The organism is Aporhodopirellula aestuarii (genome assembly GCF_023701485.1).
In the GTDB taxonomy this organism is placed as follows: domain Bacteria; phylum Planctomycetota; class Planctomycetia; order Pirellulales; family Pirellulaceae; genus Rhodopirellula; species Rhodopirellula aestuarii.
This window is the reverse complement of record NZ_JAMQBK010000063.1, coordinates 56,513-80,754: the sequence shown is the minus strand read 5'-3', so window position 1 is coordinate 80,754 and position 24,242 is coordinate 56,513. Positions and strand designations below refer to the sequence as shown.

Here is a 24,242-nt window from a genome sequence, read left to right as displayed (position 1 = left end):
AAACGGGTGCATCCACACTCGAACTTTCGCGCTAGCCCGCCCATCGCATGCAGTCGCAACAAACGCAAACTTCATTCCGGCGCGATGTTTGCAACCGAAAACCTGTCCGTAGAAAACATCTCAAAGGACTACCATGTTTCTAACCATACTCGGATACCTGCTGCTCGGAACATTGATCGCGTTGGTGTGCGGATCCTTGCTCAGCCTCAGTTCGAGCCCTCACTGGTTCATCCGCGGATGGGACTTCCCTCGCGTGCAAATCATCGTCATCGCTTGGTCGGTAACCGCTGTTTATGCGTTAGTGCCCTATGCCATGGGCGATCCCGCCCCCGTTTCGGAATGGGTCTTTGTTCTCATTGCCACCGGACTGACTGTCTGGCACGGCTGCCGCATTATCCCGTACACCCCCGTTTTTCCTCAACAAGCAAAACCGACGGCGCGAAAACACCGGCATCGCGAAGATCCCGCGACGCTGCGAATGGTCGTTTCCAACGTTGAGATGGAAAACGATCATTACGATCGATGGGTGGAAGTCGTTACGGAGGCTGATCCTGACGTCCTTATTGCCTTAGAACCGGACAAGGACTGGATTGATTCCATCTCACCGTTGCTAGAGCAATACCCCCACCGTATCGTCCGTCCCCAAGACAACTGGTACGGCATGATGTTGCTGTCACGTTTGCCAATTCTTCGTCATCGCGTGCGGTTCCTGGTCCAGGACGATATTCCTTCGATCGACGCACACCTCAAGCTTGATGACGGTCGTGAGGTGCGAGTGATCGCCGTCCATCCGCGTCCGCCCGAACCGATCCGGGGCAATGATGCGACGGCTCGTGACGCCGAATTAACATTGTGGGGGCAAGAGCTAGTCGATGAAACCGAACCGACGATCATCGGCGGCGACCTCAACGATGTCGCCTGGTCAGCAACCACCCGACTTTTCCTTCGCACCAGCGGCATGTTGGATCCACGGCGCGGCCGCGGTTTTTTCAACACTTTTCACGCCGACCATTGGTACTGCCGCTACCCCCTAGACCACATTTTCCACTCGCCGCATTTCACCGTCACCACGATCCAACGCCTGCCTCATATCGGCTCGGATCACTTCCCCATGCTGATCGATTTGCGTCTCGAACCTGAGAAGCAAAACGAACACGAAGTACTCGAAGAAAAACCTGACGATCAAGCCGAAGTGGACCTTCGCATCGAACGTGCCCGCGAAGACGAGGAGATCAATGGCGAAGCCGTCAGCCGTGATCCGGAACACGCGATCCGTGACTAGGCCCCGCCACCCTCAACCGGCGACTCTCCTCCTCGTCCCAGGATTCATGTCGCCGGCTTGGATGATGTACCCGATCTACCGGTATCTCCATCGCGATTTCGCTCAGGTAATCCGCTGGGACTATCCCCACGTCTTTCACGACACGTCTTCCGTCATCGATTCACTTGCCGAACAAATGGATCGATCGAACACACCCATTTCGATTGTGGCGCACAGCTTTGGTGATTGGATCACGCGTTCGGCGCTACATCGCACGACTCACAAGAACTTTGGCAGGCTCGTGTCTGTTTGTCCGGTAACGAGTTCGGTTCCGATCCTGCGTGCCACCCATGGGCTTGCCAGCAACCTCACCGAGGAATTCGCGGTAATGTCGTCCGATCAGCGAGCAGGGGTGTCGATTCCCGACCACCTTTCCATCTCCCGATCGATCGTCTGGGCCACCGGCGATGCGTTTGTTGACGACGAATCAAATGATCCACACGTGATTCGCGAACGTCGGGTCTGGGCGACGCATAATTCGGTGTTATTTCAGCCAAATGCGTGGCAAGTTATCCGCCAAGAACTTTTGCAAACCGACTTTGGCACGTCGATTGCCTTATCCAAAAGTGGCTTAACAAATCGTTTGCCCGGAAATGCCGCCAACATGTCGCCCATGACGAAAACGACGGCATCAGATCAACAACAACGACAGGAAAAAGAACGATGAAAACTCTACTTAGCATTTTGACTTTGGCTCTCGGACTCAGCTTCGTTGGCTGCAACGATTCCGTCTATGACGAACGTGCCGATGAGGTCCGCGACACGACCCAACAGTACGCCGACGACGTCCGTGACAACTACGACAACGCCGCCGAAAATGTCGAGAACCGCTACGAGTCGGCTCGCCCAGCGTTGGAAGACCAGGCTGATGAAGCCGCCGATAATCTCGAAGACCGCGGCGAACAAATTGCAGATCAAATCGAGCAATCGGGCGAAGAACGTGCCGACCAGCTCGAAGAGATGGACGATGAGGAAGCCGCAATCGAGGAAGTCGAATAAGGCGACCGTCCCCACCCCAGTAAGTTCCACCGATGGCTCGCCATCGGCCTGCATAACCGCAGCCCTCGCGGCGGGACCTGAAAACAACAACGTAACAGCCGATCCCTTGATCGGCTGTTTTCTTTCATAGATGGAGAATGACACCGATGAGCGCTGCGACCTCAGACGAATGGAAACGGCACATTTCCACTTGGCTCACCCGCACAGCTTCCTCGGCAGACGATATCGCTGATGCGAGCATTCGCAAGCTGCGCAAGCGGGTCGGCAGCGTGGGCGTTCCCAAGATTTTCCCATACATGGGCTTCGCTTCCTCCGATGCCGTTCATCTCCAAGGCCGGGTTCTGACGAATCCGCCCAATGTCCCCGATTTTCGCAATGACCGCTGGTGGCGAAACCTCAATGCCGCCGTCCGCCGGTTCATGAGCGATGAAGTCCCTGGTGTCACCGTTGAAGCGTCATTCGGAAACAAAACCGCGACCGCGACGAGCGATCCAGAGGGCTACTTTCATATCTCGCTGCCACGTAGCGGAGATCATACGAATACGTTCTGGGACGTCGCTTCGCTGCGAATTGTCGGTCATCCCAAATCACGTCGCCAGAGCGACCAAGTGAAGTGCGGTGTATTGACGGTCCCGGACAGCGCTCAATTTGCGGTCGTCAGCGATGTTGATGACACCATCCTACATACCGGTGCCACCGACATTGCGACGATGGCAAAGTTAACGTTCTTCGGCAATGCCCGCACGCGTGCTCCGCTCAATGGCGTGGCTGAACTGTACAAGCAACTTCAAAATGGCGGCTTCGACAAACCGACCAACCCGATTTTCTATGTCTCCAGCTCACCTTGGAATCTCTACGACTTTCTCGAAGATTTCTTAGAACTCAATTCAATTCCACGCGGCCCGCTCCTGCTGCGCGACCTTGGACTCGATGCTGACAAATTCATCAAATCCGGTCACGATCACAAACTGGATAAAGTTCGCCGTCTTCTCACCACGTTTGACAACCTTCCCTTCCTGCTGTTCGGAGATTCAGGCCAAGAGGATGCGCGGCTCTATGCGACCGCCGCGGAGGAATTCCCCGAACGAATCAGCGGGATCTTTATTCGCGATATCGACCCTCAAGTAGCAAGCGACCACGACCGCAGGGTGGATCAGTACGTTCGTCGGTCCGCCGCGGTGGGAGTGCCGATGTACCTTATTCAAGACAGTACGGCAGCCGCGGAGATTGCGATCGAACACGGCTGGCTCGATGCGGCGGTGCTCGACCAAATCAAACGGGCGACCAATCGCGACGAAAGCCGCCCCGAATCATCGTAATTTCAAACTCGCCAGATGCCGTCAAATGCATCTGACCTGACATGATCCGAGCAAGCCGCAATTCTTCGAGGGCTTGCGATCCAGCTTCAGCGATTCTGATTGATCAACTGAATCATCGTCTGGGGCGATTCCACCGCCCCCACGGTCGTCGTTCTCGAAAACAACAGCTTCGGAATCGTTCCCGCTCCAGCCTTCTGATACAACTGCACGTGACGCTTGACGTACTCGCCTGGCACCGATCCTTGAAGAATCCCGTCGAGCTTCGACTTGCCCACCAGAGACGCGGCATGGCTCACCGCCTGGGAATAATTCGGTTTTGATTCGAATAGGTAGTTGTGGAATTCCGCGAACTTTTCACGATCGCTCATCCACACAGCCACGGCCAACTTCGCCAGCTCGCATGATTCCGCGTGGCTTGCGTGTGTCGACTGGACGGTCGGGTTACATTTTCCGTCCAACGGAACAGGCAAGACAATCACCGCCAGCCGATCGCCAAAATGTTCCTTGGCCGCTTTCAGTGACGCATGCGTACGCTGACAGTGCGGACAGGTGTAATCAAACATTTCGACAAAAACGATTTCGGCATCCGGGCTTCCAATCAACGGCCAGTCTTTGGTCGAGAGTTTGACGCCACCCAAGATCTGAACGGTCTTGGCAGACTCCGCTTGCGACGCCCCGACATCACCGTACACGAGGGTTGCAGGGTTCGCTAAAGCGAGCGTCAACCGCGAAAGATCGGGGATGTTCCAGCTGGCGAGGGTTTCATCCATTTGATGTTGCAGGCTGACCGATGGTGGCGGAGCGAAAAACTCCTCTTCGGTGGCTTCTTCAGACAAACCGCTATCCGACTCAATTGTTGGCGCGGCCCCATGCTCGATTGTCTCAAAAGTCTGTGGCGGCTCGCTGTTCACTTGCAACGTGATCAACACCGCGAGGGCAGCGGAAGCTCCACCGGCGATCCATCGCAGAACGCTCGCTTTGACAGGGTGACTCCACAAAAACACGCCCGCCAAAACTAATCCCGCGACGTGAGCGACGAGGCAATAAGGGCACAGATGCCCCAGGGCGAAAATCTGCAGCCCGATGAACCAGATCGCTGCTCCACCGGCAGCGAGGCTTGCCAAACCAATCCCGGACCATCGAAGTCGCTGCCACCGCACACTACTCGGCCGGACAAGCAATAATCCGATCACGCAAGCGTGAGTGGCGATTGCGGGAACGCTCACCGGAACACCGAGGACCTTCGACCAACGACTGTGGAGCACGTGATGGCAGTCAAAAACGCTGCCGCCACTGCATCCCGCAACCGGAGACAAAGTGAGCGCCGACCAAGCTAGGTAAATGCTCGTCGCGATCGCGATCGTGCTGCACGTCAACATCACCGCCCACACCGTGGACGTCACGCCAGCCGTTGTCCCAGAAAAAAATGGCTTGCGTGAGGACAGTGAGTGGTGCCAGTTTGCTGAAGAACGGGAGATCGGGCGGTGCAGGTGAACGGTCGACATGGGGGGCTCCGGATACAGGTTGAAAACTCGAGTTGCCGAGCCCGCACCAATGCAGTTTGCATGCCAAAAGTCTCCCGCTCATTCGGCCATTCGTTACGGGCGCAAAGTCCCACGCCATTCGGTTCTGGTGCGGAAAAACGACGTGGGTCTGGTTGATTCGAAAGCAAATCGACCGCCTGGCGATCAACTCTTCCACCGGGCCCACGCAGCTCGCACTCCCATCGCTGCTACGCCCGCGTGATCTCACCGAACGCGACAACGAGCGATCCGTAAAACGCTTCCCCACGCCGCCTGCACGGCTGCGCCGATCGCAGCCTCGAAAGAACGCGGGCCATTTTCATGCTCCGCACCTAGTCCGCTCTCCTTCGTTGCGTCGTGGCAATATTGGAGAGCTCAGAATACGGCGGAGAAAACTTGGGTCGATTACGTCCGTCGAAAAGACAATTCCGCTGACCGAGCATGGCGATCGAGTTACAACTGATTGCGAACGGATAGAGTTATTGTTTCCTCGCGAACGATTGGGCCAAGTTTCGTAACCTGTCCGAACGCCCCCTCCCACATCCCCACCTCAAAGCTCCCCATGCTAAAAATCCGTCCAGTTTTCGTCACCGCGTTTCTGGCGATCATCGCGATCACTGCGTTCGATCACCCGTCAATCTATTCGGACGACGCGGCCCCCAGCCCCCAAAAAACATCCCGCCCTCGCCGCGCCGAAATGGCCGGCTACTTGCTCGTTCCCCATGAAAAGCTGCCTGAAAAGTATGACGCTGGATTTTCGCTCTACGTCTCCGCCTGGCCGTTGCTAGACAAATACCCAGGGAACCGGTTCCAAACCGGCCTCTTCGGTACCTGGATGTTTGCAAAGTCTGATGTGAAACGTTCGATGGCAAACTACAGTGACATCGAAGGCGGATTGGGTTGGTGGCGTGATACCCGGTTTGCCACCAAGACACCAAAATTCATCATGGGCGGCGTCGCAAAAAGCTTTAGTGAATGGGCCAACGGACCGGGTGCGGGTAAAGGACGCGACTGGGAAAATCCCCGAGGTAAGTACGGCATCGCTCAGCTAAGTCCTCACGTCGTTTGGCCACCAGACGGTCTGAACTTAAAACAAGGAACATGCGGCCAATTGTTCGGTTACGGATACCTTCCATTGCCACTCACCGAAGCAAAACCAACCACCGAGGGGACCGATGTACCAACGGGCGATCAAAGCTGGACGCTGTTTCTGAACACCGGCAACTTCAAAGGCCCTGTCGCGTTCTTCACTCCCAACTTTTGGGCCAAGCCGAGCGTCAAGGATCCTTCGTACGCCGGCACGTTTCTCGATAGCCAACCGGCCAATCCGAACAAAGCCATCCAAATGGAAACGCAGTACATCCCCGCGTATCAATCCACTGACTCAAACGGTGTGACCTATGCCCGCGTCGCTCCGACTTCGTTCCCTCGCGACGCCCAGGGCACGTCGCCAGTCGTTCATCAAGTCACCGCGTATTCCAAAGCCGCACTATGGGATTCCACGAAAGCATGGTTCCACGGTGGCGAACCGGTGAGCGGGACGATCAACACCGATGCTTCCGCAGTTCACGACTTCGAGAAAAGAGGCGGATCGACTTGGAAGCTTTATCCCGAATCGACACCCAAAGAACAGAGAACTCCCATTCGCTGGAACGCATTCGCAACCCCAATAACCCTCGGACCAACCACGTATGGTTATCGATGGGACAAAGAACTCACCACGCAAACGGATACGCCCGAAGGCCCACTCGTCACGTTGCCCCAATACTACCGCTTGGACGAAACGAGCGGATCCGGTCCGATTTGGGTTGCCGTTGAGCCCTCGGACGTTCCCGCTGAAACCGGATTGGTGGACGTTCAATTCGGAAATCCTCGTTCGACAACTCCAGAACCTTACATGACACCGGACGCTCCCGAAAGCTGCTGGAAATCTCCAGGTCCGGTTGCGGGTCCTTTCGAAACCAAACTCGGTGATGGAAGCACCGTCACGTACTACTGGTATCGATTTGCCGACCAACCGGCGTTATTAAACGCAGATTTAACTGACGAAGAGCGCGAAGCGATGCAGGCGAAAGTCGAGAAGCTCCATCGTGCGTGGAGACAAGACCAAGAATACCTGCCACCGCCGCAGGACGGCGAACTCGCCGATCTCGATCCCGCCGTCCTGGTGACTCCACCGGCAGGCATGGAAGTCGGTTTCGTACCGATCGCGACTCACCAAGGTCGATAGACCGATGGGCGCGGCGAGTCTGCAATTTGCCAACCTCTCCGAAAAAGATGACACAATAAAAAAGCCCCGCACCGAGGTGCGGGGCGAAGTTTCAAGTCACACGATCTCAATCAATGAACGCGACATGTCGCATCGCGATCGACTCGTTTTCGGTGTTCATCAGAACTTGATGCCAACCGTTCAAAACGATGGTTTTGTGGTCTCGGTGACGAACTCGTCCCCGAACAAACACACTCGGGTTGCGACGCTGGGCGACCCAGTGCAGGTTACGCAATTGCGGCCGACGGCTGATCAACCGCTCCCGCTGCGCTTCGGTCACCCCCTGAGGATATCCCGCCGCGACGTACACCAATTCCCCGCCTTGACGAACGACCTCTTCGCACAGGTGTGGTTTTCCGCCACCGCGTGCGATCGGTTCGCTTCGTAAAATCAAGCGTTCATTGACGAACGAATCACTCGGCAAAGGCACAAAGAACCATTCACCTTGGCGAACAAACGCCTCATTGCGTCGGCGATTCCGCTTGCGTGGCTTCACACCGAGTCGATTCTCGAGTGCTCGTACAGCAACCGGCTTCAATGCGTCGAACGCCGTTTGAACCGTCGAGACCGCAGCACGTTCGGGCACCGCGGCCACAAACCAATGTCGTTCATCGTGACCGCATAGAAACTTGTGCTTCCCGTCACGCTGGTCCGCCATCAACAGCAGGTGCCGCATGCTCGGCTGAACATCGAGCACACGAGTCGTCGAAATGAGTGGTGACGCCACCGCAATATCGAAGAATTCACCATCGCCATCGTTTCCGATATCGATCGTGATCCCTTCGATGCCATTGCGTCGCGAAGCACGATGAATTTGCGCACGTGCGCCAATCCGCGTGAATTGACGCTCAATCAATTGCATGTTCATGACATTGCCTTTCAAGAACTGTCAAACACATGGATGCACGCCGGCGGCCAACATGGCCGCTCCACTTCGCGTCATTCGTCCCAACACGTCGGGCCTTGCTCCTCTCGCGATCGCGCCAACAAGCAACCGTTAAGAGTTGAAAGAGAGAGAACGGAAATCTGAGATGGGTTCGCTGCTTTCTCAAATTCTCCCAATTTCGATTAAACAAAAGACCACCATCTACGAGCGGGATACGGTGACAGGACATCATCCCGTTCGGTTGATGGCCGACCACCTTTCGATGCGATCATGACGCGGGGTGGGGCCAGACCTTGGCACAGCGATTGCGTCTCCACGAACTTACCTCAGCCGGGATCCTCACCAACCCTTATTGAACGTGCGAGATCAAACCACACCACGCAGGAGTTTCTGTCCATGGCACTCAAACCTCATTGCATCTTCCAGCGTGGTACCGGACCGATCGTCGCTGCGGCGATCCACAACGGGCACCAAACCCGTAAAAGTGTTGAGCAAAGGTTAGCGATCGATGAGAAGCAACAACTTCGCGAAGAAGACCCAATCACCGGCGAATGGACGCAAATTGCCAAGACTCAAATTGTTGGCCTGCGTTCCCGTTTCGAAGTCGATTTGAATCGACCGAGGGACAAGGCCGTCTACGAAACACCCGCCGATGCGTGGGGACTTGAGGTCTGGGACACCCCGCCCGACCAGTCACTGATCGACGCGTCCCTACGCGAATACGACCTATTCTATGCAGAGGTGAAAGAACTACTCGAAGAAATGCTCGAAGAGTACCCGCGAGTCGTCGTGTACGACCTGCATACCTACAACCAACGTCGACAAGGCCCGGACGGCCCCGTCGCCAATCCGGCGACCAACCCAGAAGTCAACATAGGCACGGGAACCATGGATCGGCAGTTTTGGTCCCCTGTCGTCGAACGTTTAATGCGTGAACTAAGGTCCTACGACTTTCACGGTCGCCAGCTGGATGTACGAGAAAACGTGAAATTTCAAGGCGGGTACTTCTGCGAGTGGATTCACAAGACGTTCCCGCAGCAGGTCTGTGCGATCGCCATCGAATTCAAAAAGTTCTTCATGGACGAATGGGAAGGCGAGCCGGATCCGGATCAAGTCGAGTGCATCTACCAAGCACTCGAGGCAACAATACCAGGGGTACGCGAAGCATTGGAGAAAATGTGAACGCTACGTCTCAAGACGCTCCGTCGCGTCGATCCATAACCGATCAATACGAAGCAATCGCCGAAGCCGCCTGCGACCGTTTAGCGAAGAATAAACGGGTGCGACGTAACCTGCCCGGTGGCGGAAGACTGCGCATCGACCGCCAGTTGCCATTTCTATGTTTGCATCGTGGTAACGAGGAAGACGCCGTAACGCGTGAGCTGATTACGTCCGAGGCCGCCTATCTTTTTGCATCGGACAGCGTCAAACATCACGAAGGCTTGTCGCATCTGTGCTCTGAAATTAGCGCAGCGATGCAGGAACATTTTGGAACGTTTTTGTTGATTGAAGTCTGGGCGAAAGACTTGTCCGCCCAACGCAGCTCGTCCGCTGAATTCCAGATCGCATGCATCGATGGAGACGCGATCCCCTCCACCATCAACGCATTCGAAGAGGCCCTCAAGGCGATCCGCGTTGACGGCCGCCCACCTCAGGTCAATCGTCTCGTCGCCGACGTTGCTGAACTACGTGGCTTGCCGTCCCTGGCATCGGTATGCCCCGAAAACGGTTCCGGAGCTTGCTGTACCCTGGGCCTCATCGTCAATCCGTTTTACCGAGATCGTGTCACGGGCGCCGTCTATCCCGTCGCATTGCAAGTCCTCCGCTCGCAATTGGCAATCGCATTTCGCAAGACAGTTGCTGAGTTCACTGGCAATCCCAAAGGAAAGCACAAAGCACACTATGACACGCTCGGGCCGTCCTCAATGGTCAAAGCCGCCCGACTGATCGACCAACAACTATGCGAAGTTTCAGGATCGTTCGATTTTTTGTTGCAAGTCACCCCAACCAACGCAGACGAGGCTCGCATGGAGTTCGCAGCGTCGAGTTCCAAGGAACTTCCTTCTCTGCGATACCGACATCTGCCTTATCATCCCAACATTCTGAAACGGCGTTTGTTCGATATCGAGATCGAGCGTGTCGAAGATCCCACGCTGGCACATTTGTTCTGGGAAAAGCAAGACGAAATCGACCGACAACTGACCTCGCTTCGCGATTTGCATGCACCCGAACTGGCCCTGCACGAACTACCAAAGCAGTCGCATTTCCTGACCAGTAGCCTGCAACTTTATGGCACCGCCGAAGACTCCTTGGTCGAATTGGCCGAACAAATTCTCGAGCGGTTTGCCAAGGCTCCCCCTGCCTCGCAAGATTCAGCGAGTCAACGATCATCGGGAAAAAAGAAGTGTGTGGATTCAGAGGAACTCGCCTCCGCCGCTCGGGAGGAGATCGATCGTTACCACACGCGGATGAACGAATTCACCGCCTCGGTCGAACTCAGCGACACGATCGCATCCGGCATCATGGTATCGCATGACCGTCTCTTGATCTCGCGAGAAGTTTCCATCCCACGACGTCGTCTCGCGCCACTTTTGCATCATGAGGTAGGCACGCACCTGTTGACCTACTTCAACGGCCGATGCCAGCCGTTTCGGCAACTTTACGCGGGGCTAGCAGGCTACGAAGAGTTGCAAGAGGGGCTCGCCGTCTTGGCGGAATACCTGGTTGGTGGACTCACCCGTATGCGAATCCGAACTCTCGCGGCTCGCGTGATGGCGGTGCACTGGATGGTCAACGGAAAGTCGTTCGCTTCCGTGGTGAACCGCCTGCAACGACACCACCGATTTTCACGTCGCCAATCGTTTACGACAACCTTGCGAGTGTTCCGCGGCGGCGGACTGACAAAAGACATCATCTATCTCCGCGGCTTGCGAGATCTACTCGATTACCTGGCCAAAGGCCACGACATTGAACCGCTCTACGTTGGAAAGATCGGACTGCAACACGTTCCCTACATTCAAGAGCTAAGACGGCGCGGAATTATCACCCCGCCGCGTATCCTTCCTCGTTTCTTGGACGACGAATCCGCCCGCGATCGGCTCGAAGCTTGTCGGGGGAAGTCAGTCCTGGACCTTATGGAGACCGACTGATGAAAATCGCTTTTGTTGTCAATGATGTGATGACCGAACAAGCCGAGTACACGACAACACGCTTGGCGATGTCGGCAGTGAACATGGGACACGAGGCCTATCTGCTAGGCGTCGGCGATTTCATCTATGCACCCGAAGGATCGATCCAAGCTCATGGACGCAGCGCAAACGGCGCGACCTATGAATCGCTAGAGGACTATCTCGCTGCGGTGCAGAACAAAGAAAACGAAGACCAACGAATCAACTTAGACGAGCTCGACGTACTCTTGCTGCGGAACGACCCATCCGACGACGCGACCGAACGCCCCTGGGCTCAAACAAGTGGCATCCTGTTCGGACAGCTCGCGGCGACTCGCGGCGTGCTCGTACTCAATGATCCCTTCAGCCTCGCCAATGCCATCAACAAAACCTACTTCCAACACTTCCCCGAGCAGGTTCGTCCCAAGACGTGCATCAGCCGCGATATCGACGACATCAAGGCATTCATTGCCGAACAGGATGACAAAGTCGTTATCAAACCCTTGCAAGGTTCAGGCGGGCAAAGCGTTTTCCTCATCGGGGAAGACGAAAAAGCGAACCTAAACCAAATGATCGAAGCCGTCATCCGCGATGGCTACTGCATCGCCCAAGAGTATTTACCCGCCGCCGTTGAAGGCGATGTCCGGATGTTCGTGATTAACGGACGCCCGCTCATGAAAGACGGCAAATACGCGGCATTTCGACGCCGAAACGATACCGGAGATGCACGCAGCAACATGCATACGGGCGGCAAGTGCGTCGAAGCGGAAGTCACCGACAAAATGCTGGAACTCGTCGAAATGGTCCGCCCCAAACTCGTGCAAGATGGCATGTTCTTAGTTGGCTTAGACATCGTCGATGACAAACTGATGGAGATCAACGTCTTCAGCCCCGGCGGACTGGGGAGTTCCCAAGCTCTGACTGGAATCGACTTTGCCACCGAAGTTATCCATGACCTCGAACGCAAAGCCCAATACCGTTCCTACTACGGCGCCAGCATGTCGAACCGTGCACTCGCAACATTGTGATCGCTCACTCGATCCTCCTCCCGAAAGCGTCGAGCGAGGGGAGGGAAGAGCCTGCGATTAAGGTCAGCGAATCCAGGCCTCGCCCCTAAGCGGGCCTCCTCTTCGCGTTACGGCGAAAGCCTACGCAACTCGGCGAGACAAGAGCGCCCCCAACGGACCGTCATCGAAGTGTTGGTCACGGGACAATATCGCCGATGATCTGAATCTGTCCGACGCGAATGCACGTGCCTTGATACTTCGGCGACTTCAATTCGGTCTCGGGATCCTTCAATCGAAACGCGACGCTTTGGCGATCAGGCTGTTCCGAATCGACCTCCACGATCACCGTGTGCACCTCATCGGGATCAACGCCCATGGCGACGCCCAGCGTGGCGATACGGTGATAGGTACAGTAGCTATCAAATCGTGGCAGAGGACGATCCAATTTCTTGCCATCCACGGTCACAATCACCTGTCCGCCGTCGGTCCCCAAAAGGTCATATAGTTTTGCAACCGAGCCACGAAATTGGAAACTTAACTTGCTGCCCGGCTGAGTCGTCTCCCAAATCGTCCCCAGACGTTTGCTGAAGCTCTTGGCGAGTCTGTCGTCTGGCCCCAATTGTTTCCACTCCGGCGTCAACATGCTTTGATCGACCGGGATCATTTTGGCGGCTTGCCAGTGATCTTCCACGAACGTCGTTGCGAGTTTGGAGGCATGATCCATCGGTTGCGAAGTTTCACCGAACTTGGTCACCGCATCGGCTACCAGATCCGCGTAGATTTGGTGTCCCTCATCCAACGGATGGACCCCATCAGATGAGAACCGAACAACACCCTCACTGGCCGGCTCGTCCGATTTGAAAATCAAGCTTCCGGTCGCTTCCAACTCCACGATCTTTTTGGCGAAGTTGATCGATGGGATTGCATAGTGATCAGCGAGCAGTTCCATCGCGGACGCCGCACGCGGGTTGAAACCATTTCGCAAATCGTTTTCGTACCCGACTCGAAACGTGTATACGAAACAGATATCCGTGTTCGGATCCGCAGCCCATGTTTGCCTCACGATCCCTTCCATCGCCCGCCAAATCTGTTCCGGCTGAGCCCCGCCATCGTTGACCGCAAATTCCACGAACAACAAATCAGGTTTGTATTGCAACGCATCTCGCTGCAAACGAAAAACGCCCAGATCGCTCCCCGTCCCACCGATCGCCGCATGGATTTCCGAAACGTCCGCCTCTGGATACGCTTGCCGGAACCACTCGAGTGACTTCACCCGCCATCCATTGGCAGCCGTGATCGATCCGCCGAGATAGGCAATGCGAACGGTCTTACCATCACGAAGTTTCGCCAACACGTTGCCGATCCCGTCTCGAGCATGACAATGCTCCGCCTTCACCGGCTCAAACGTCGGCGTTTCAGCACGCACATCGGAGACGGAAAGGAAAACCGGCGAAATCAAAACTAGAAACAGGTGAAACCAAGAATGGCGACTCCTCTGGGAGCAATACATCATCGTGGCAATCTCAAAAGTGATCGTAAAGTTGAATTATCGTTTGTTGGTCATGTGGACATCGTCCAAGAAATAGGCCGCATCGCTACGAGCGGACGCGATAAAACCGACCCACCCAGTTTGAGTCCATTCAGGATCGCAATCCAGATCAACAAACTCGTGGCGACTTCCATCCGGAAGCAACAAAGTTGATTTCCAGCGGCTGTTGGAAACTCCCTGCACGGCTTCGATCGTGACTTCCACCCACGTATTGGCAGGAACGTCCATCAGCTTGCGACCGCGGGTATGAATCGCCCTATCGCTAAACTGGAGACTCGGTCCCGTTCGGTAGGGACTCGACTTGTTCCGCCATTCACACGACACCGCGACCGTCGGCTCCAAACGAATACGAAAGCTCAGTCGCGATTTACCGTCGGTGTACTTGGGATCCCAATGGAAGTGAGGGTTGTAGGCAGCCTTCATGTCGGCTGCGTCTTGGATCTTCAAACAGCGGCCACCACCATCGGGTGAATCTGCCACTGTGATCAGCGATTCTCTTCCCTCATGGCTCAACGAAGCAACGCGCAGGAGTGATACCGGACTGTCAGATTCAAAATCATCATTCAAATCCAAAACGAGCGGTGGGGGGACGACGTAGGGCTTGCGGAACTTCGTCGATGCCGCCAGTTTTTTCCATGAAGGATCACCTTGCACCCCGGCTGATTTCGTATCAAACGGGGCAAAACCGATTTGTTTCGCCGGCGAGTCGGGCTGGAGTCGGAAATCACGAGTGGCAGCGTCGACAAACATCGGATCGGCGACGACCGAATCGGTGTCGTGACCATCTGCGCGCCATTGATCCCAATCCTTGCCAGCGAAATCGAACGGTTGACCGCCCACGCGCCAGTAGAGATTGTGGTTCATGGCAACGCGGCTACCGTTCTTCCATCCCGAGTATCCGAGCAATCGTCCTTCATCAAAGAGCACCAAGTTGCGTTCAAAGGTAAACGACAAATGCGGTTCCGCTCGCGAGACTGCAACTTGCCCCTCTTGGCTAAATGCCAGAATGTTGTTGCGGACGATATTTTCGCGACCGTAGTGCTGATGAAAGCCGCCGTCACGCACGTCGTAGACCAAATTATTTTCGAACACGATGTGGGAACTGCCTTCGTCGGGATAGAGCCCCCAACCTCCATATCGGGTCGCGTAGATATCGTGGATGACGTTGTGCCTCACCGTCGTGCCTTCCGATGGGCCCAACGTGTAGACGCCTCCCATGTCGCTGAGAATGCGGTAGCCGACGTGATGTAAATGATTGAATTCAATCCGGTTGCGTTTGGCTCCACTCTCGGCATAGCCCCAACGCCAACCGACCGACACAGCCGTGTAGAAGAAATCCGCAATATCACAGTGCGTGATTGCGTTGTCCGAACTGTGCCCGATCCACACCCCGACAGCATGCGGAAGAATCCGACCACCACTGTGCAGAATACAGTTGTCGATCGTGATTCCGCCCGCCCGTACAGGCTCCGGTACCAACCCCGGCTCACCGATGCGTACCGCGCTGACACCAATGTCAAAGACGCGTGTCCGTTCGACCCGGCAATCACGACACGCCTTACGAAACCAAAACCCACTGCCTCCGACGTGTTCGACTGCGCAGTTGTGAAAACCGATGTCCGTCGCCCCATCGAGCTGGATCGCGGTGGCGTCCACATTTAACGCCGCTTGATGCGAGCGGATTCCCTTCTCAGGTATACGGTATTCAGCATGCTGAAAACGAAGGTTCTCAAACCGGATGTGCCTAACCCATTGCTTTGGATCATCGACAACACCTTGCATCTCGATCAAACGCGGCAGATTGCCCGCATACGACTCGACCGTCTCGATTTTGTCGTTTACATGGGGCTGATAGTACAACCAACCGTCCCCGCCGAGAAACCATTCACCTGGGGCATCGAGTGCACCAAAATAGTTCTCTAAGAAGTACAAACAATCCCGGTTCATGGGGTTGTGCGGCTTCATTCGCTCTCCGTGCGTCGTGAACAGCCCGCGATCAGCATCACAGGCTTGCAACCACTCACGCGTCGTGTCCCATTTGTGATAGGTAACGATCTGCACATCACGCAGCGCTTCCGGATCGATCGGTTTTAACGAAGCCAGATCCTCGGACGGCGCAGCGAACTGATGACGAAACGTTCCTGAGGACTTCTCAAGGGGTGTTTCACTGACGCCAAGCAACCGAAAGAAGTCCTCTTCGTTAGGCGTCCGCGCTCTCACGGCGCGCCGCCCGTTAACCCACATTTGCTCGAACCGCCAATCGTCATTTCCGGCTTCCTTTGGCACCTCAACACGTGTTCTCCAGAGTCCCGGATGGTCCGGGTCTCGTTGCCAGTCGAAAATCTTACGGCCACCGGAAAGCACAACGTCGCCGTCGGAATCACCGACGTAGCGAACCGGATGCCTCGCCGAAAAACCTGAATCCGCAGGCGTAAAAACGAGCGTCTGGTCCAGACGGTAGTGCCCAGGTCGGAGATGCACGGTCACCGCTCGTTCGCGTTTCGCAGCGAGGGCATCAAGGATCGCCCGTTGTGCTCGCTCGACCGACGCAAATGGCCGCGACTCGGTACCGGCCTGGTCATCTGATCCCGCCGGCGAAACATAGAAATGTGTTTCTGACTCATCCGCTGCACGACACAGCGTCGGCACGAGCACCAACATCCATGCGAGACCGAGAGCGTTTATCTCGCGAGATCGCAAACGGTTGCCGAAGTCAAAAACCCGGCAGACGAACCTCGTTAGCTTCCATGAACCCATGTTATCGTTTCCGTTGATTAAAGTTCACGAATCTTCAAATGTCGCCAACGCACTTCATAAGGACCGGTCCCTTTGCGGATTCCGTGTACCTGAAGGCCGATGAATCCTTTGGGGTGCGACTGGAATCGTTCCGGGTGCTTCAGGTCAGAGACCTGTGCACCGTTGATCCAAGTTTGGATCCGATCACCTTTGGCAACGATGCGATACGTGTTCCATTGTCCATTCTTAACATGGTCATTCGGCACGCGATCGGCGTCAGGTGTCATCCAACCACCAGCGGCCTCGCCATAGATGTAACCCGCCATCTTGTCGTACGAAATTTCGACCTGCGGTCCGTTGACACGCCCGGTCGGTTGATCGTCCTTACACTGGGAACGAATCTGAACACCGGAGTTCAGACCTGGATCGAGCATCACCTCAAACGTCATTTCAAAGTCACCGTACAGTTTGTCGGTACATAAAAACGAGTTGGGACTGCCCTCTGCCGTTGTACCGACAATCGCACCATCCTCGATTTGGTAGGTCGCCGTACCATTTCGTTGCGTCCAACCTTCCAAATTTTTTCCGTTGAACAAATCAACGAAATCGGTGGTCTCGGCGGCGGAAATGCTAAGGATGGTGGCGAGTACAAAACACAATGACGCAAGTGGTCGGATCATAGGGGTTCTCTTTCGAAACAGGGTAACAACATTGATGGAAATCACGGGGGCAAAAAGCTTTTCAGCACATCAGATCTAGCCTTGCAAGTTTTCGTCGTGATTTCGGGTGAATTGGAAATGGATTAAAGACGGAACAGCACTCATTCATCTCGAGACGTTGGAAACATTTCAAGACGGGCAACGCGATACAGCTGACTACTTTTCACTCAGTTTTGCTTCAATCTCATCAATAATCAGTTCAGCCATTTCGGCGTTAACCGAAGTGGGCCAATGAACGGCGTCGGGGCACGCGTCTCGCACCGTGTCAAATCTTGCTTCGCACAGCGAATACACGTCAATCTTCGATATTCCGTGAGTGTCCATGATCGCGTCAGTGACGTTGTTGAGACGGACGATGAGGTCGTTCTTCACCGGATCGATGACCGGACGCCCACTGTCCGGCGTTGTCCGCCAAGGTGTGCAGCGAACCCACATGAAGTCGGTGTTTGGAGCGATCTGTTTCAGATGCTTGACCACCCGCGTCATCTGCCCGGGGTATTTGACTTCGTCAACACGCCCGGGCGAACCGTTCCACATATGCAACGTCATCGCGTTCCAACTGACCACCTCATACGGTCCGTTCTCAAGCACCCCGTCCCACGCACGCAGGGCGGGAAATTCGTCATCCGTCACGGAGTAATTGAACCAGCTACCGCCGACCCAATAGTCAACGTACGCTCTGCCCAAAAAATGTCCGGTGATGAATCGACGGTACCCCATCGAGATCGAGTCGCCCACCACAAGAATGCGCGGCAGCGATGGATCTTTTATTTCAACACGTTGCATCGCGTAGCCTTCGCCGCTGAAGTAACGCATTCGATCGGCGTTTTCGTCAAATCCCGTCGGGAAAATTGCTTGGTCATAGACCTTGATTTTTCGAATCGCATACGGCGTAGTGGGGCTTGCCTCGACGTTTCCAAACGTGAGCGGTAGGCCGTTTGGTTTGACCGCGTCCGTCATCGCTAGGATCAAGTCGTCACGAAACAAAGTAAGTTTGCATTCTTTGACAACGATCGTGATCTTGGCGAAACCATCAGCCAAAAAACCACGCTGCTCGACTGCCTGATGGCCATTGATCGACAGCAGGCCCGCGTTGTAGGAGGGCGGATGATATCTCAGGCTCAGCCCTGATTCCGAGTCCATGTTTGACACTAAACGCAGACCGCCTTTTGCATCCGCGGCACGCCGAAATTCAAATTCGATCGTGTAGTTCTCTTGGTTACCAACTACCGCGGGTGGTAGGCAGAACGAGTTGGTCCCATCCAACGTGATCTCGCTCTCTCGCAACTCAATGTTGCCCGTAGACGAGGATGAATCGATCGACTCGCGACCGAGTTCCCAAGTCGGCTGGGCCTCGTGAGCCAGCAGCACTGATGCTGCGATGAGTGTCGCAGCGATCGTAGCTAATTTAAGTAAATTGCTAATGATCATGCGGGTACCGAGCGAAGTATGGCGGAAGTATCAAACGAGGTCATCTCCTGCAAAAGACCGTTCCGGCTTAGCGTTTCGAAAGACCGGAAGACTGATGAAGCGTCATCATTTCTTCATCGGAAATTGCTCGATCAAAGACGGCTAACCCACCAAACAATCCGATCGTTGCTTCGCGGGTGTACGAGCCAACTGCGTAGCGAGCCCCCACGGTGAAATCCGATCCGCCCGTCGGTTTAGATTCTGCATGTTTGACAGGATCGTAAGTAAAGATGCCGCGTCCGTGGTAATACGGATTCATGCCTCGATCGCCGCCACCAGGTCCCTCTTTCAAAAAGTACGGATCATTGCGGCGATCTTTCACCGGGTCCAGCTTTCGCTCTTCCATAAGGCCATTGATGTAAGCCCGGATGTACTCACTGTCATACGTGAATCCGAGCGTGCACCACTCGTCCGTCGGTACCGTGCGTGGCGTCGCGGCGTAGTCGGCACACCATGGAAACGCACTCCCATCGGCTCGACGTGTGACACCGCCTTCAGCAGAAATATGTGGTACCAATTGGTTGGGGCCGCCATAGGTCGGCATGTTCATCAACAACGCGTATTGCCGGGTTCCCGTGTCGTCATCCCTTCCTTTCCCTTCACTCCACATGCCCGCAATCGTACGACTGCGTCGAAGGTTTTCGATTCGAACAACAGCGAACATGCTGACTTGGGCGTCAGGTCCAGAAATATTCAGATCGCCTGTTTCTGCATGTGGGATGCGGAAATAGTGTTTGCCGTCGAGTTTCGCGGAATAGCCCGAGTAAGGGCCTTCGTTGACTCGCGGAATCGAACCACCAACCTCCATCAGCGGATGCAACTGCTCCGTCCCCGTCGACCTACGTTCTTCGCCCGCCTCTTCACCAAACGTCCAAAACGCGACCAGCCCTGGCATGTCGGTGACGACTTGAATGCCGTTCAGATTCGCCTCCGATGGGCTTGAGGAAGTTTGTTCTGCGGATACGCAAGTGACGCTCAACAGAAATAATATGGGTGTCAGGGAAGGCAGCGTGTTGCGGATCGGCATGGCAGTCATCTTCGGGCGGGAGGACAGGTGGGTAGGGGGCGGTGGGAATCTTACGATACCACGGTTTGGTTAGTGGCGGACGCGACTAAGTGAAGTCGCGGGCAATCTACGCGAGGATGTTTTTCAGCGGGCCGGTGCTGTCGCCGTGACTATCAACGTTCACGCCGACGCCTTGCAGCATCGCTAACCACGCATTGCACAACGGTGTGTCTTTCTCAACGACGATGTTCTCGCCAAGCCGAATGCCAGCCCCGCCTCCGGTTAGGACCGTGGGACAATTCGTGAGTTCATGCCCGGTCCGAATATTGCTGCCGTATGCCAGTGCGACGTGGTCGAACAATCGACTCCCGTCTGATTCCATGGTCGATTTGAGCTTATCGATCAAGCCCGACAACAATTCGCTTTGGGCAAGGTCACGCTGTTGTGACGCGGCAAGTTTCTCGCCTCGCGTGGAGTGATAGTGACTCATGTCGTGAGGAAAGACCTTGTTACCAATGCTAGTCAGCAAAGTCGCAACGGGCTGGCGATAGGTAATGACCCGCGTGCTATCGGTCTGAAATGCCGCCACCATCAAGTCATACATCATCTTGATTTCTTCACGACCGACCAAGCCAGACCTGGGCTCATCGAGCGGCGCGTCGGGACGTGCCACGCCCATCCACTGCTCGTCTTTGCTCAACCGGGTTTCGATATCACGGATACCTTCGAGGTATTCATCCAGTTTGGCGTTATCATTTTTCCCGAGTCCCCGCTGAAGACTGCGGGCGTTGTCGAGCACGGTGTCGAGAACGCTTCTTTTCCGAGCAAGCATCGCTTTTTGCTGCTCAAGAGGCGTGTCGTCTTTAGAAAAAAGCCGATGATAGGCGGCCAGCGGACCGTTCTCGCCACCGATCGGCTTTCCACTCGCGTCCCACGCCAGCGAGAGACCGATACCGTGTCCCGATCGGTCGCCGCTCTCGCTGTGATTAAACTGCAGCGAAGCGTAGCGGGTGTGTTTACCCAGTTGGTTCGCGGCGACCTGATCGGCAGAAATCGTATTGCAGAAACTCTGCCCCGGCTCGGCATACGGATTCGCCCCCGTCAACCACCATGTGCTACCCGCGTGACCTCCGTTGGAATACTTGTTCCACATTCCCTGCACCACCGAAAAATCGGCTTTGTGGCGTTCGAGCGGCTTCAGCCCGGCAGGCAATTCGTAGTCAGGTCCGGGTGTGTTGATGTCCGGAAACCACGACTCGTCGGTAATGCCCCAACCAAAACCCAAAAACGCGATCCGCTTGGGCGGCCCCACAATTTCCGCTGCCGAGGCAAATCGGCGAAAGCCAAACGATTCTAAAAACGGTAACGCAATGACCGCAGTACTGGACCTGAGAACTTGGCGTCGTGTCGTACGGGAATGCATGGCAAGAATCGCTCTTGATGGAGGAGTGGAAGGCTCGATGGTCTATCTGGTTTGAAATTCTTTGCTGCTAACCAATTCGCGAAGAAACGTGCGTAGGGCAAACTGCTCCTCGCGAGATTGGGCAAAGACGTGTTCAACCAAAGCCTCATCGCTGAACCCGACGGGGCGGCCCAATGCGTACTCGATCAGGTTCTCGGTGAATCCGCGAGCGAAATCATCCGACTTCGACGCGATCATGTCTCGCAATTCGAAATAGTTATTGAACGACTCACCACTGTGCAATTTCGCCGCCGCATCGATCTTCCAGGTCTTGTGGAGATTGGGGTCCGGCTTGCCGTTTTCGTCGGTGACCTGAAAGTGGTCCTCCGTTCGCCAAGCTCCTACGGCATCAAAGTTCTCAAGACCAAAACCGATCGGGTCAATTTTCCGATGACAACTCGCACACTGCGGTTCTTCTTGATGCGCAACCAATCGCTCTTGTGTCGTCAGCACTTGGCCAGCCAGTCGAGCAAGTTGTGGAATGTTCGGAGGAGCGGGCGGTGGAGGATCATTGAGCAGTTTTCGCAACACCCACGCCCCGCGTTCGACCGGACTGGTATCGTCACCATTGCTGCCCATCAAATGAATCGCCGCCATTCCCAGCAACCCACCACGAGGTGAATCAGCAGACAATTTGACCGGGCGGAATTCATCGCCGGCAACATCCTCGAGTCCGTAATAATTCGCCATCAATCCGTCAACGACGACATAGTTGGACTTCAACAGGTCACTCAAACTCCCATTATTCTTTAACAAAAAAGCGACCGTCTCAAACACTTCCTTTTTTGCTGAGATGCGGGTGGCATTATCAAATCGCGGATGTCGATCCAAGTTAACCTGAAAAAAATCGAAACGATCCAAACTCAGCCACTGGGACACAAACCCAGTCACGAAATCATGCGAACGTGGGTCATCCAGCAATCGCATTGTCTCGTGTACCAACACTTCCCGATCGGCCAAATGGTCTTGTTCAGCTAGCTCGCGCAGTCTGCTATCTGGCGGCGCTCCCCACAAGAAATACGACAAACGCGTGGCAAGTTCATGTTGCGTAAGCGGTCTGCGAGTTTCTTCGGCATCAGGTTCCGCAAGATACAAAAACATGGGTGATGCAAGGATGATTGCTAACGTTTCCTTGATCGCTACGCTGTGTTTCGTTCCGGCCTCCCGGCTCACCAGATAGATGCCCGTCAACTTGTCGACGTAATCTGACGGCGGTTCTTGTCCGCGGAACGCTTCACGTGCAAACCGCGTCAACGCCGCCCGAACGTCGTTCGCAGCAGGCGGGCCCGATCGGTCGTCGAGCGGCAGGGATCGCAGGGCGGCGACTCCTGGCGGTTTCGATTCAGCGACGTTGGGGACTCGTTCGATCTCCAACCAGTCCACCCACAGCGAAAACGTTCGCCCGATATCATCATTGGCTTCCCGTGCCGCTTTAGCAATTCGCGTCGTGTGGGCGTAGTCGTCACGCACGCCCTTCTCACGCAGGAACAACACCCGATCGTTATGGTTGCGATGCCCACGCGTTAGCGTAAAGGGGATCTCAACGATCTGCGGATTGTCCATCGTCGCGGTGATGTGATGCGCGCTGATGGGTTGCTGAGCGGCAGGATAGGTTCCGAACTCAATGAATTGCCGGTCTGGCGTCGCGTTATCGGTGATCGCCGCACGAAATCTTACGATGTACTCGCCAAGCGGCCAGCCATACGGAATCAACAGATTGATCGACGCGTTGTCCAAAACGGAGGGATGTTCATTCGGAATCGCCAGATACGCACCAGTGTCCACAGCCGGCTGCTGCATGTAGTAGTGATGATATCGGTGATGGTACTGACTGAGTGCTGCGATCGCCTTGTCGGCGTTATTCTCCACCGTGTTGAAGCCAAACGTTTCGGGAGCGGGTACCCCCGGGAACAACTGCCATTGCCGATAGATTGTGTGGCGATGTTTGCCGAGCGGTCCCGCTCGGATCTCTTCGACGATGGCGGCGTTTTCAGGGTGCTCAGTCGCCTCATCAACCAATTTCATCCACCGTGTCGCTCGATCTTTGGCATCGATTTGCCACTCGATGTAGTCGGCAACCTTCTGTGTTACCTGCTCCGCTTCGAGACGCACGACTCGTTTCTCGGCGGCACTGATCTCTCTGGCGAAAGTCTCTTCCAACGCTTCGCGTCCGAGTGACATGTATTGCTCGAACTGCGTCGACGACATGAACAGGTTCGAGCCGACTGTGTCGTAGCGACCACTGCCTGTATCGGCGGGCAACTCGGTAACATTGATTTCCACCCCCAGCAACTCTCGCAGGGTGTTGCGATACTCACGACGGTTGAGGCGCCGCATCGTGATCACACCCTTCTGATCGCCGAGACTCTTGCGCGCGGCGACCATCAAATTGGCGAGATCGTCCAAAAAGTTCGTCTTTGCATCGACCGACAGCGGCTCTTCGCCCTCCGGTGGCATCTCACCCGAGTTCAACGCCCCCAGCACTTTCTGCCAACGTGCTGCCATTTGCAGATCAGCGATCTCGAATGACAAATCGTCCACGCGAAAGTTTGCTTCTGCATTCTCCCCGCCATGACAGCCCTGACAATGCTCGACGAGCAAAGCACGATGTCGCTCATCCATCAGCACACGTGGTACTTCACTGGCGTTTGATAGCGACAACGGGCCAAGCAGCACCGCCAGGACAAAGAGGCCTGCGTGCTTTCCATGAGTGTGGGGGTGAAATGTCATGGGGAATGGTGTGCTTTCTCTCACCTGGGTTACCAACACTGGAATTCGCCAAACGCGTTGACTTGCGTGATGCACAACA

The 24,242-nt window shown here is 55.3% G+C and carries 17 protein-coding genes; 8 read left to right on the top strand and 9 right to left on the bottom strand.

Annotated features, from left to right (window positions below; all coding sequences use genetic code 11):
* Positions 1–133 precede the first annotated feature (133 nt).
* The 4 genes from NB063_RS23860 to NB063_RS23845 all read left to right on the top strand — a co-directional run bounded on the left by NB063_RS23860 (position 134) and on the right by NB063_RS23845 (position 3,639).
* Positions 134–1,282 carry an endonuclease/exonuclease/phosphatase family protein gene (locus tag NB063_RS23860; protein ID WP_250931433.1) on the top strand — a complete coding sequence of 383 codons (1,149 nt, stop codon included), beginning with the start codon at positions 134–136 and terminating at the stop codon, positions 1,280–1,282.
* Positions 1,275–1,988: an esterase/lipase family protein gene (locus tag NB063_RS23855; RefSeq protein ID WP_250931431.1), complete on the top strand. Its 714-nt coding sequence runs from the start codon at positions 1,275–1,277 to the stop codon at positions 1,986–1,988. The genes NB063_RS23860 and NB063_RS23855 overlap by 8 nt, the downstream gene beginning before the upstream one ends.
* Positions 1,985–2,320, top strand: a complete 336-nt coding sequence (locus NB063_RS23850) for a hypothetical protein (RefSeq protein WP_250931429.1) — start codon at positions 1,985–1,987, stop codon at positions 2,318–2,320. Before NB063_RS23855 ends, NB063_RS23850 begins: the two co-directional genes overlap by 4 nt.
* Before the next feature lie 146 nt (positions 2,321–2,466).
* Entirely contained in the window at positions 2,467–3,639 is a 1,173-nt protein-coding gene (locus NB063_RS23845) for an App1 family protein (RefSeq protein ID WP_250931427.1), read from the top strand.
* 86 nt (positions 3,640–3,725) lie between these two features.
* Here the strand turns inward: NB063_RS23845 and NB063_RS23840 are convergent, their stop codons facing one another.
* Positions 3,726–5,018: a vitamin K epoxide reductase family protein gene (locus NB063_RS23840; RefSeq protein WP_407652701.1), complete on the bottom strand. Its 1,293-nt coding sequence runs from the start codon at positions 5,016–5,018 to the stop codon at positions 3,726–3,728.
* A gap of 706 nt (positions 5,019–5,724) precedes the next feature.
* Between NB063_RS23840 and NB063_RS23835 the strand changes: the two genes are divergently transcribed.
* A complete protein-coding gene (locus NB063_RS23835) occupies positions 5,725–7,392 on the top strand; it encodes a hypothetical protein (RefSeq protein ID WP_250931423.1) in 1,668 nt (555 codons plus the stop codon).
* 106 nt (positions 7,393–7,498) lie between these two features.
* On the opposite strand, the gene NB063_RS23830 is transcribed toward NB063_RS23835, so the two are convergent.
* Positions 7,499–8,299: a hypothetical protein gene (locus NB063_RS23830; protein WP_250931422.1), complete on the bottom strand. Its 801-nt coding sequence runs from the start codon at positions 8,297–8,299 to the stop codon at positions 7,499–7,501.
* A 414-nt stretch (positions 8,300–8,713) separates the two neighbouring features.
* Here NB063_RS23830 and NB063_RS23825 point away from each other — a divergent pair, with 414 nt between their 5' ends.
* From NB063_RS23825 to NB063_RS23815, 3 genes are read left to right on the top strand one after another with little or no spacing between them, the layout of a single operon-like run.
* Entirely contained in the window at positions 8,714–9,499 is a 786-nt protein-coding gene (locus NB063_RS23825; RefSeq protein ID WP_250931419.1) for an N-formylglutamate amidohydrolase, read from the top strand.
* On the top strand, positions 9,496–11,466 hold the full coding sequence (locus tag NB063_RS32490; protein WP_250931417.1) for a flavohemoglobin expression-modulating QEGLA motif protein: 1,971 nt from the start codon (positions 9,496–9,498) through the stop codon (positions 11,464–11,466). The genes NB063_RS23825 and NB063_RS32490 overlap by 4 nt, the downstream gene beginning before the upstream one ends.
* Positions 11,466–12,512 carry a glutathione synthetase gene (locus tag NB063_RS23815; protein WP_250931415.1) on the top strand — a complete coding sequence of 349 codons (1,047 nt, stop codon included), beginning with the start codon at positions 11,466–11,468 and terminating at the stop codon, positions 12,510–12,512. Before NB063_RS32490 ends, NB063_RS23815 begins: the two co-directional genes overlap by 1 nt.
* Before the next feature lie 175 nt (positions 12,513–12,687).
* On the opposite strand, the gene NB063_RS23810 is transcribed toward NB063_RS23815, so the two are convergent.
* From NB063_RS23810 to NB063_RS23780, 7 genes are all read right to left on the bottom strand, one after another.
* Positions 12,688–14,004, bottom strand: a complete 1,317-nt coding sequence (locus NB063_RS23810) for an SGNH/GDSL hydrolase family protein (protein ID WP_250931413.1) — start codon at positions 14,002–14,004, stop codon at positions 12,688–12,690.
* A gap of 33 nt (positions 14,005–14,037) precedes the next feature.
* Positions 14,038–16,797 carry a right-handed parallel beta-helix repeat-containing protein gene (locus NB063_RS23805; protein WP_250931411.1) on the bottom strand — a complete coding sequence of 920 codons (2,760 nt, stop codon included), beginning with the start codon at positions 16,795–16,797 and terminating at the stop codon, positions 14,038–14,040.
* Positions 16,798–16,814: 17 nt separating this feature from the next.
* A complete protein-coding gene (locus NB063_RS23800; protein WP_250931409.1) occupies positions 16,815–17,456 on the bottom strand; it encodes a 3-keto-disaccharide hydrolase in 642 nt (213 codons plus the stop codon).
* A 195-nt stretch (positions 17,457–17,651) separates the two neighbouring features.
* A complete protein-coding gene (locus tag NB063_RS23795) occupies positions 17,652–18,926 on the bottom strand; it encodes an SGNH/GDSL hydrolase family protein (protein WP_250931407.1) in 1,275 nt (424 codons plus the stop codon).
* A gap of 67 nt (positions 18,927–18,993) precedes the next feature.
* Positions 18,994–19,992, bottom strand: coding sequence for a hypothetical protein (locus NB063_RS23790; protein WP_250931406.1), 999 nt, complete (start codon positions 19,990–19,992; stop codon positions 18,994–18,996).
* A 106-nt stretch (positions 19,993–20,098) separates the two neighbouring features.
* A complete protein-coding gene (locus tag NB063_RS23785) occupies positions 20,099–21,394 on the bottom strand; it encodes a DUF1552 domain-containing protein (RefSeq protein WP_250931405.1) in 1,296 nt (431 codons plus the stop codon).
* 42 nt (positions 21,395–21,436) lie between these two features.
* Complete coding sequence (locus tag NB063_RS23780) at positions 21,437–24,163, bottom strand: DUF1592 domain-containing protein (RefSeq protein ID WP_250931404.1); 2,727 nt, start codon at positions 24,161–24,163, stop codon at positions 21,437–21,439.
* Positions 24,164–24,242: the final 79 nt, after the last annotated feature.

Coding starts and splice junctions, on each gene's coding strand:
- NB063_RS23860 (WP_250931433.1), top strand. CDS start 134: ATGTTTCTAACCATACTCGGATACCTGCTGCTCGGAACATTGATCGCG.
- NB063_RS23850 (WP_250931429.1), top strand. CDS start 1,985: ATGAAAACTCTACTTAGCATTTTGACTTTGGCTCTCGGACTCAGCTTC.
- NB063_RS23845 (WP_250931427.1), top strand. CDS start 2,467: ATGAGCGCTGCGACCTCAGACGAATGGAAACGGCACATTTCCACTTGG.
- NB063_RS23840 (WP_407652701.1), bottom strand. CDS start 5,018: ATGTTGACGTGCAGCACGATCGCGATCGCGACGAGCATTTACCTAGCT.
- NB063_RS23835 (WP_250931423.1), top strand. CDS start 5,725: ATGCTAAAAATCCGTCCAGTTTTCGTCACCGCGTTTCTGGCGATCATC.
- NB063_RS23830 (WP_250931422.1), bottom strand. CDS start 8,299: ATGAACATGCAATTGATTGAGCGTCAATTCACGCGGATTGGCGCACGT.
- NB063_RS23825 (WP_250931419.1), top strand. CDS start 8,714: ATGGCACTCAAACCTCATTGCATCTTCCAGCGTGGTACCGGACCGATC.
- NB063_RS23815 (WP_250931415.1), top strand. CDS start 11,466: ATGAAAATCGCTTTTGTTGTCAATGATGTGATGACCGAACAAGCCGAG.
- NB063_RS23810 (WP_250931413.1), bottom strand. CDS start 14,004: ATGATGTATTGCTCCCAGAGGAGTCGCCATTCTTGGTTTCACCTGTTT.
- NB063_RS23805 (WP_250931411.1), bottom strand. CDS start 16,797: ATGGGTTCATGGAAGCTAACGAGGTTCGTCTGCCGGGTTTTTGACTTC.
- NB063_RS23800 (WP_250931409.1), bottom strand. CDS start 17,456: ATGATCCGACCACTTGCGTCATTGTGTTTTGTACTCGCCACCATCCTT.
- NB063_RS23795 (WP_250931407.1), bottom strand. CDS start 18,926: ATGATCATTAGCAATTTACTTAAATTAGCTACGATCGCTGCGACACTC.
- NB063_RS23790 (WP_250931406.1), bottom strand. CDS start 19,992: ATGCCGATCCGCAACACGCTGCCTTCCCTGACACCCATATTATTTCTG.
- NB063_RS23785 (WP_250931405.1), bottom strand. CDS start 21,394: ATGCATTCCCGTACGACACGACGCCAAGTTCTCAGGTCCAGTACTGCG.
- NB063_RS23780 (WP_250931404.1), bottom strand. CDS start 24,163: ATGACATTTCACCCCCACACTCATGGAAAGCACGCAGGCCTCTTTGTC.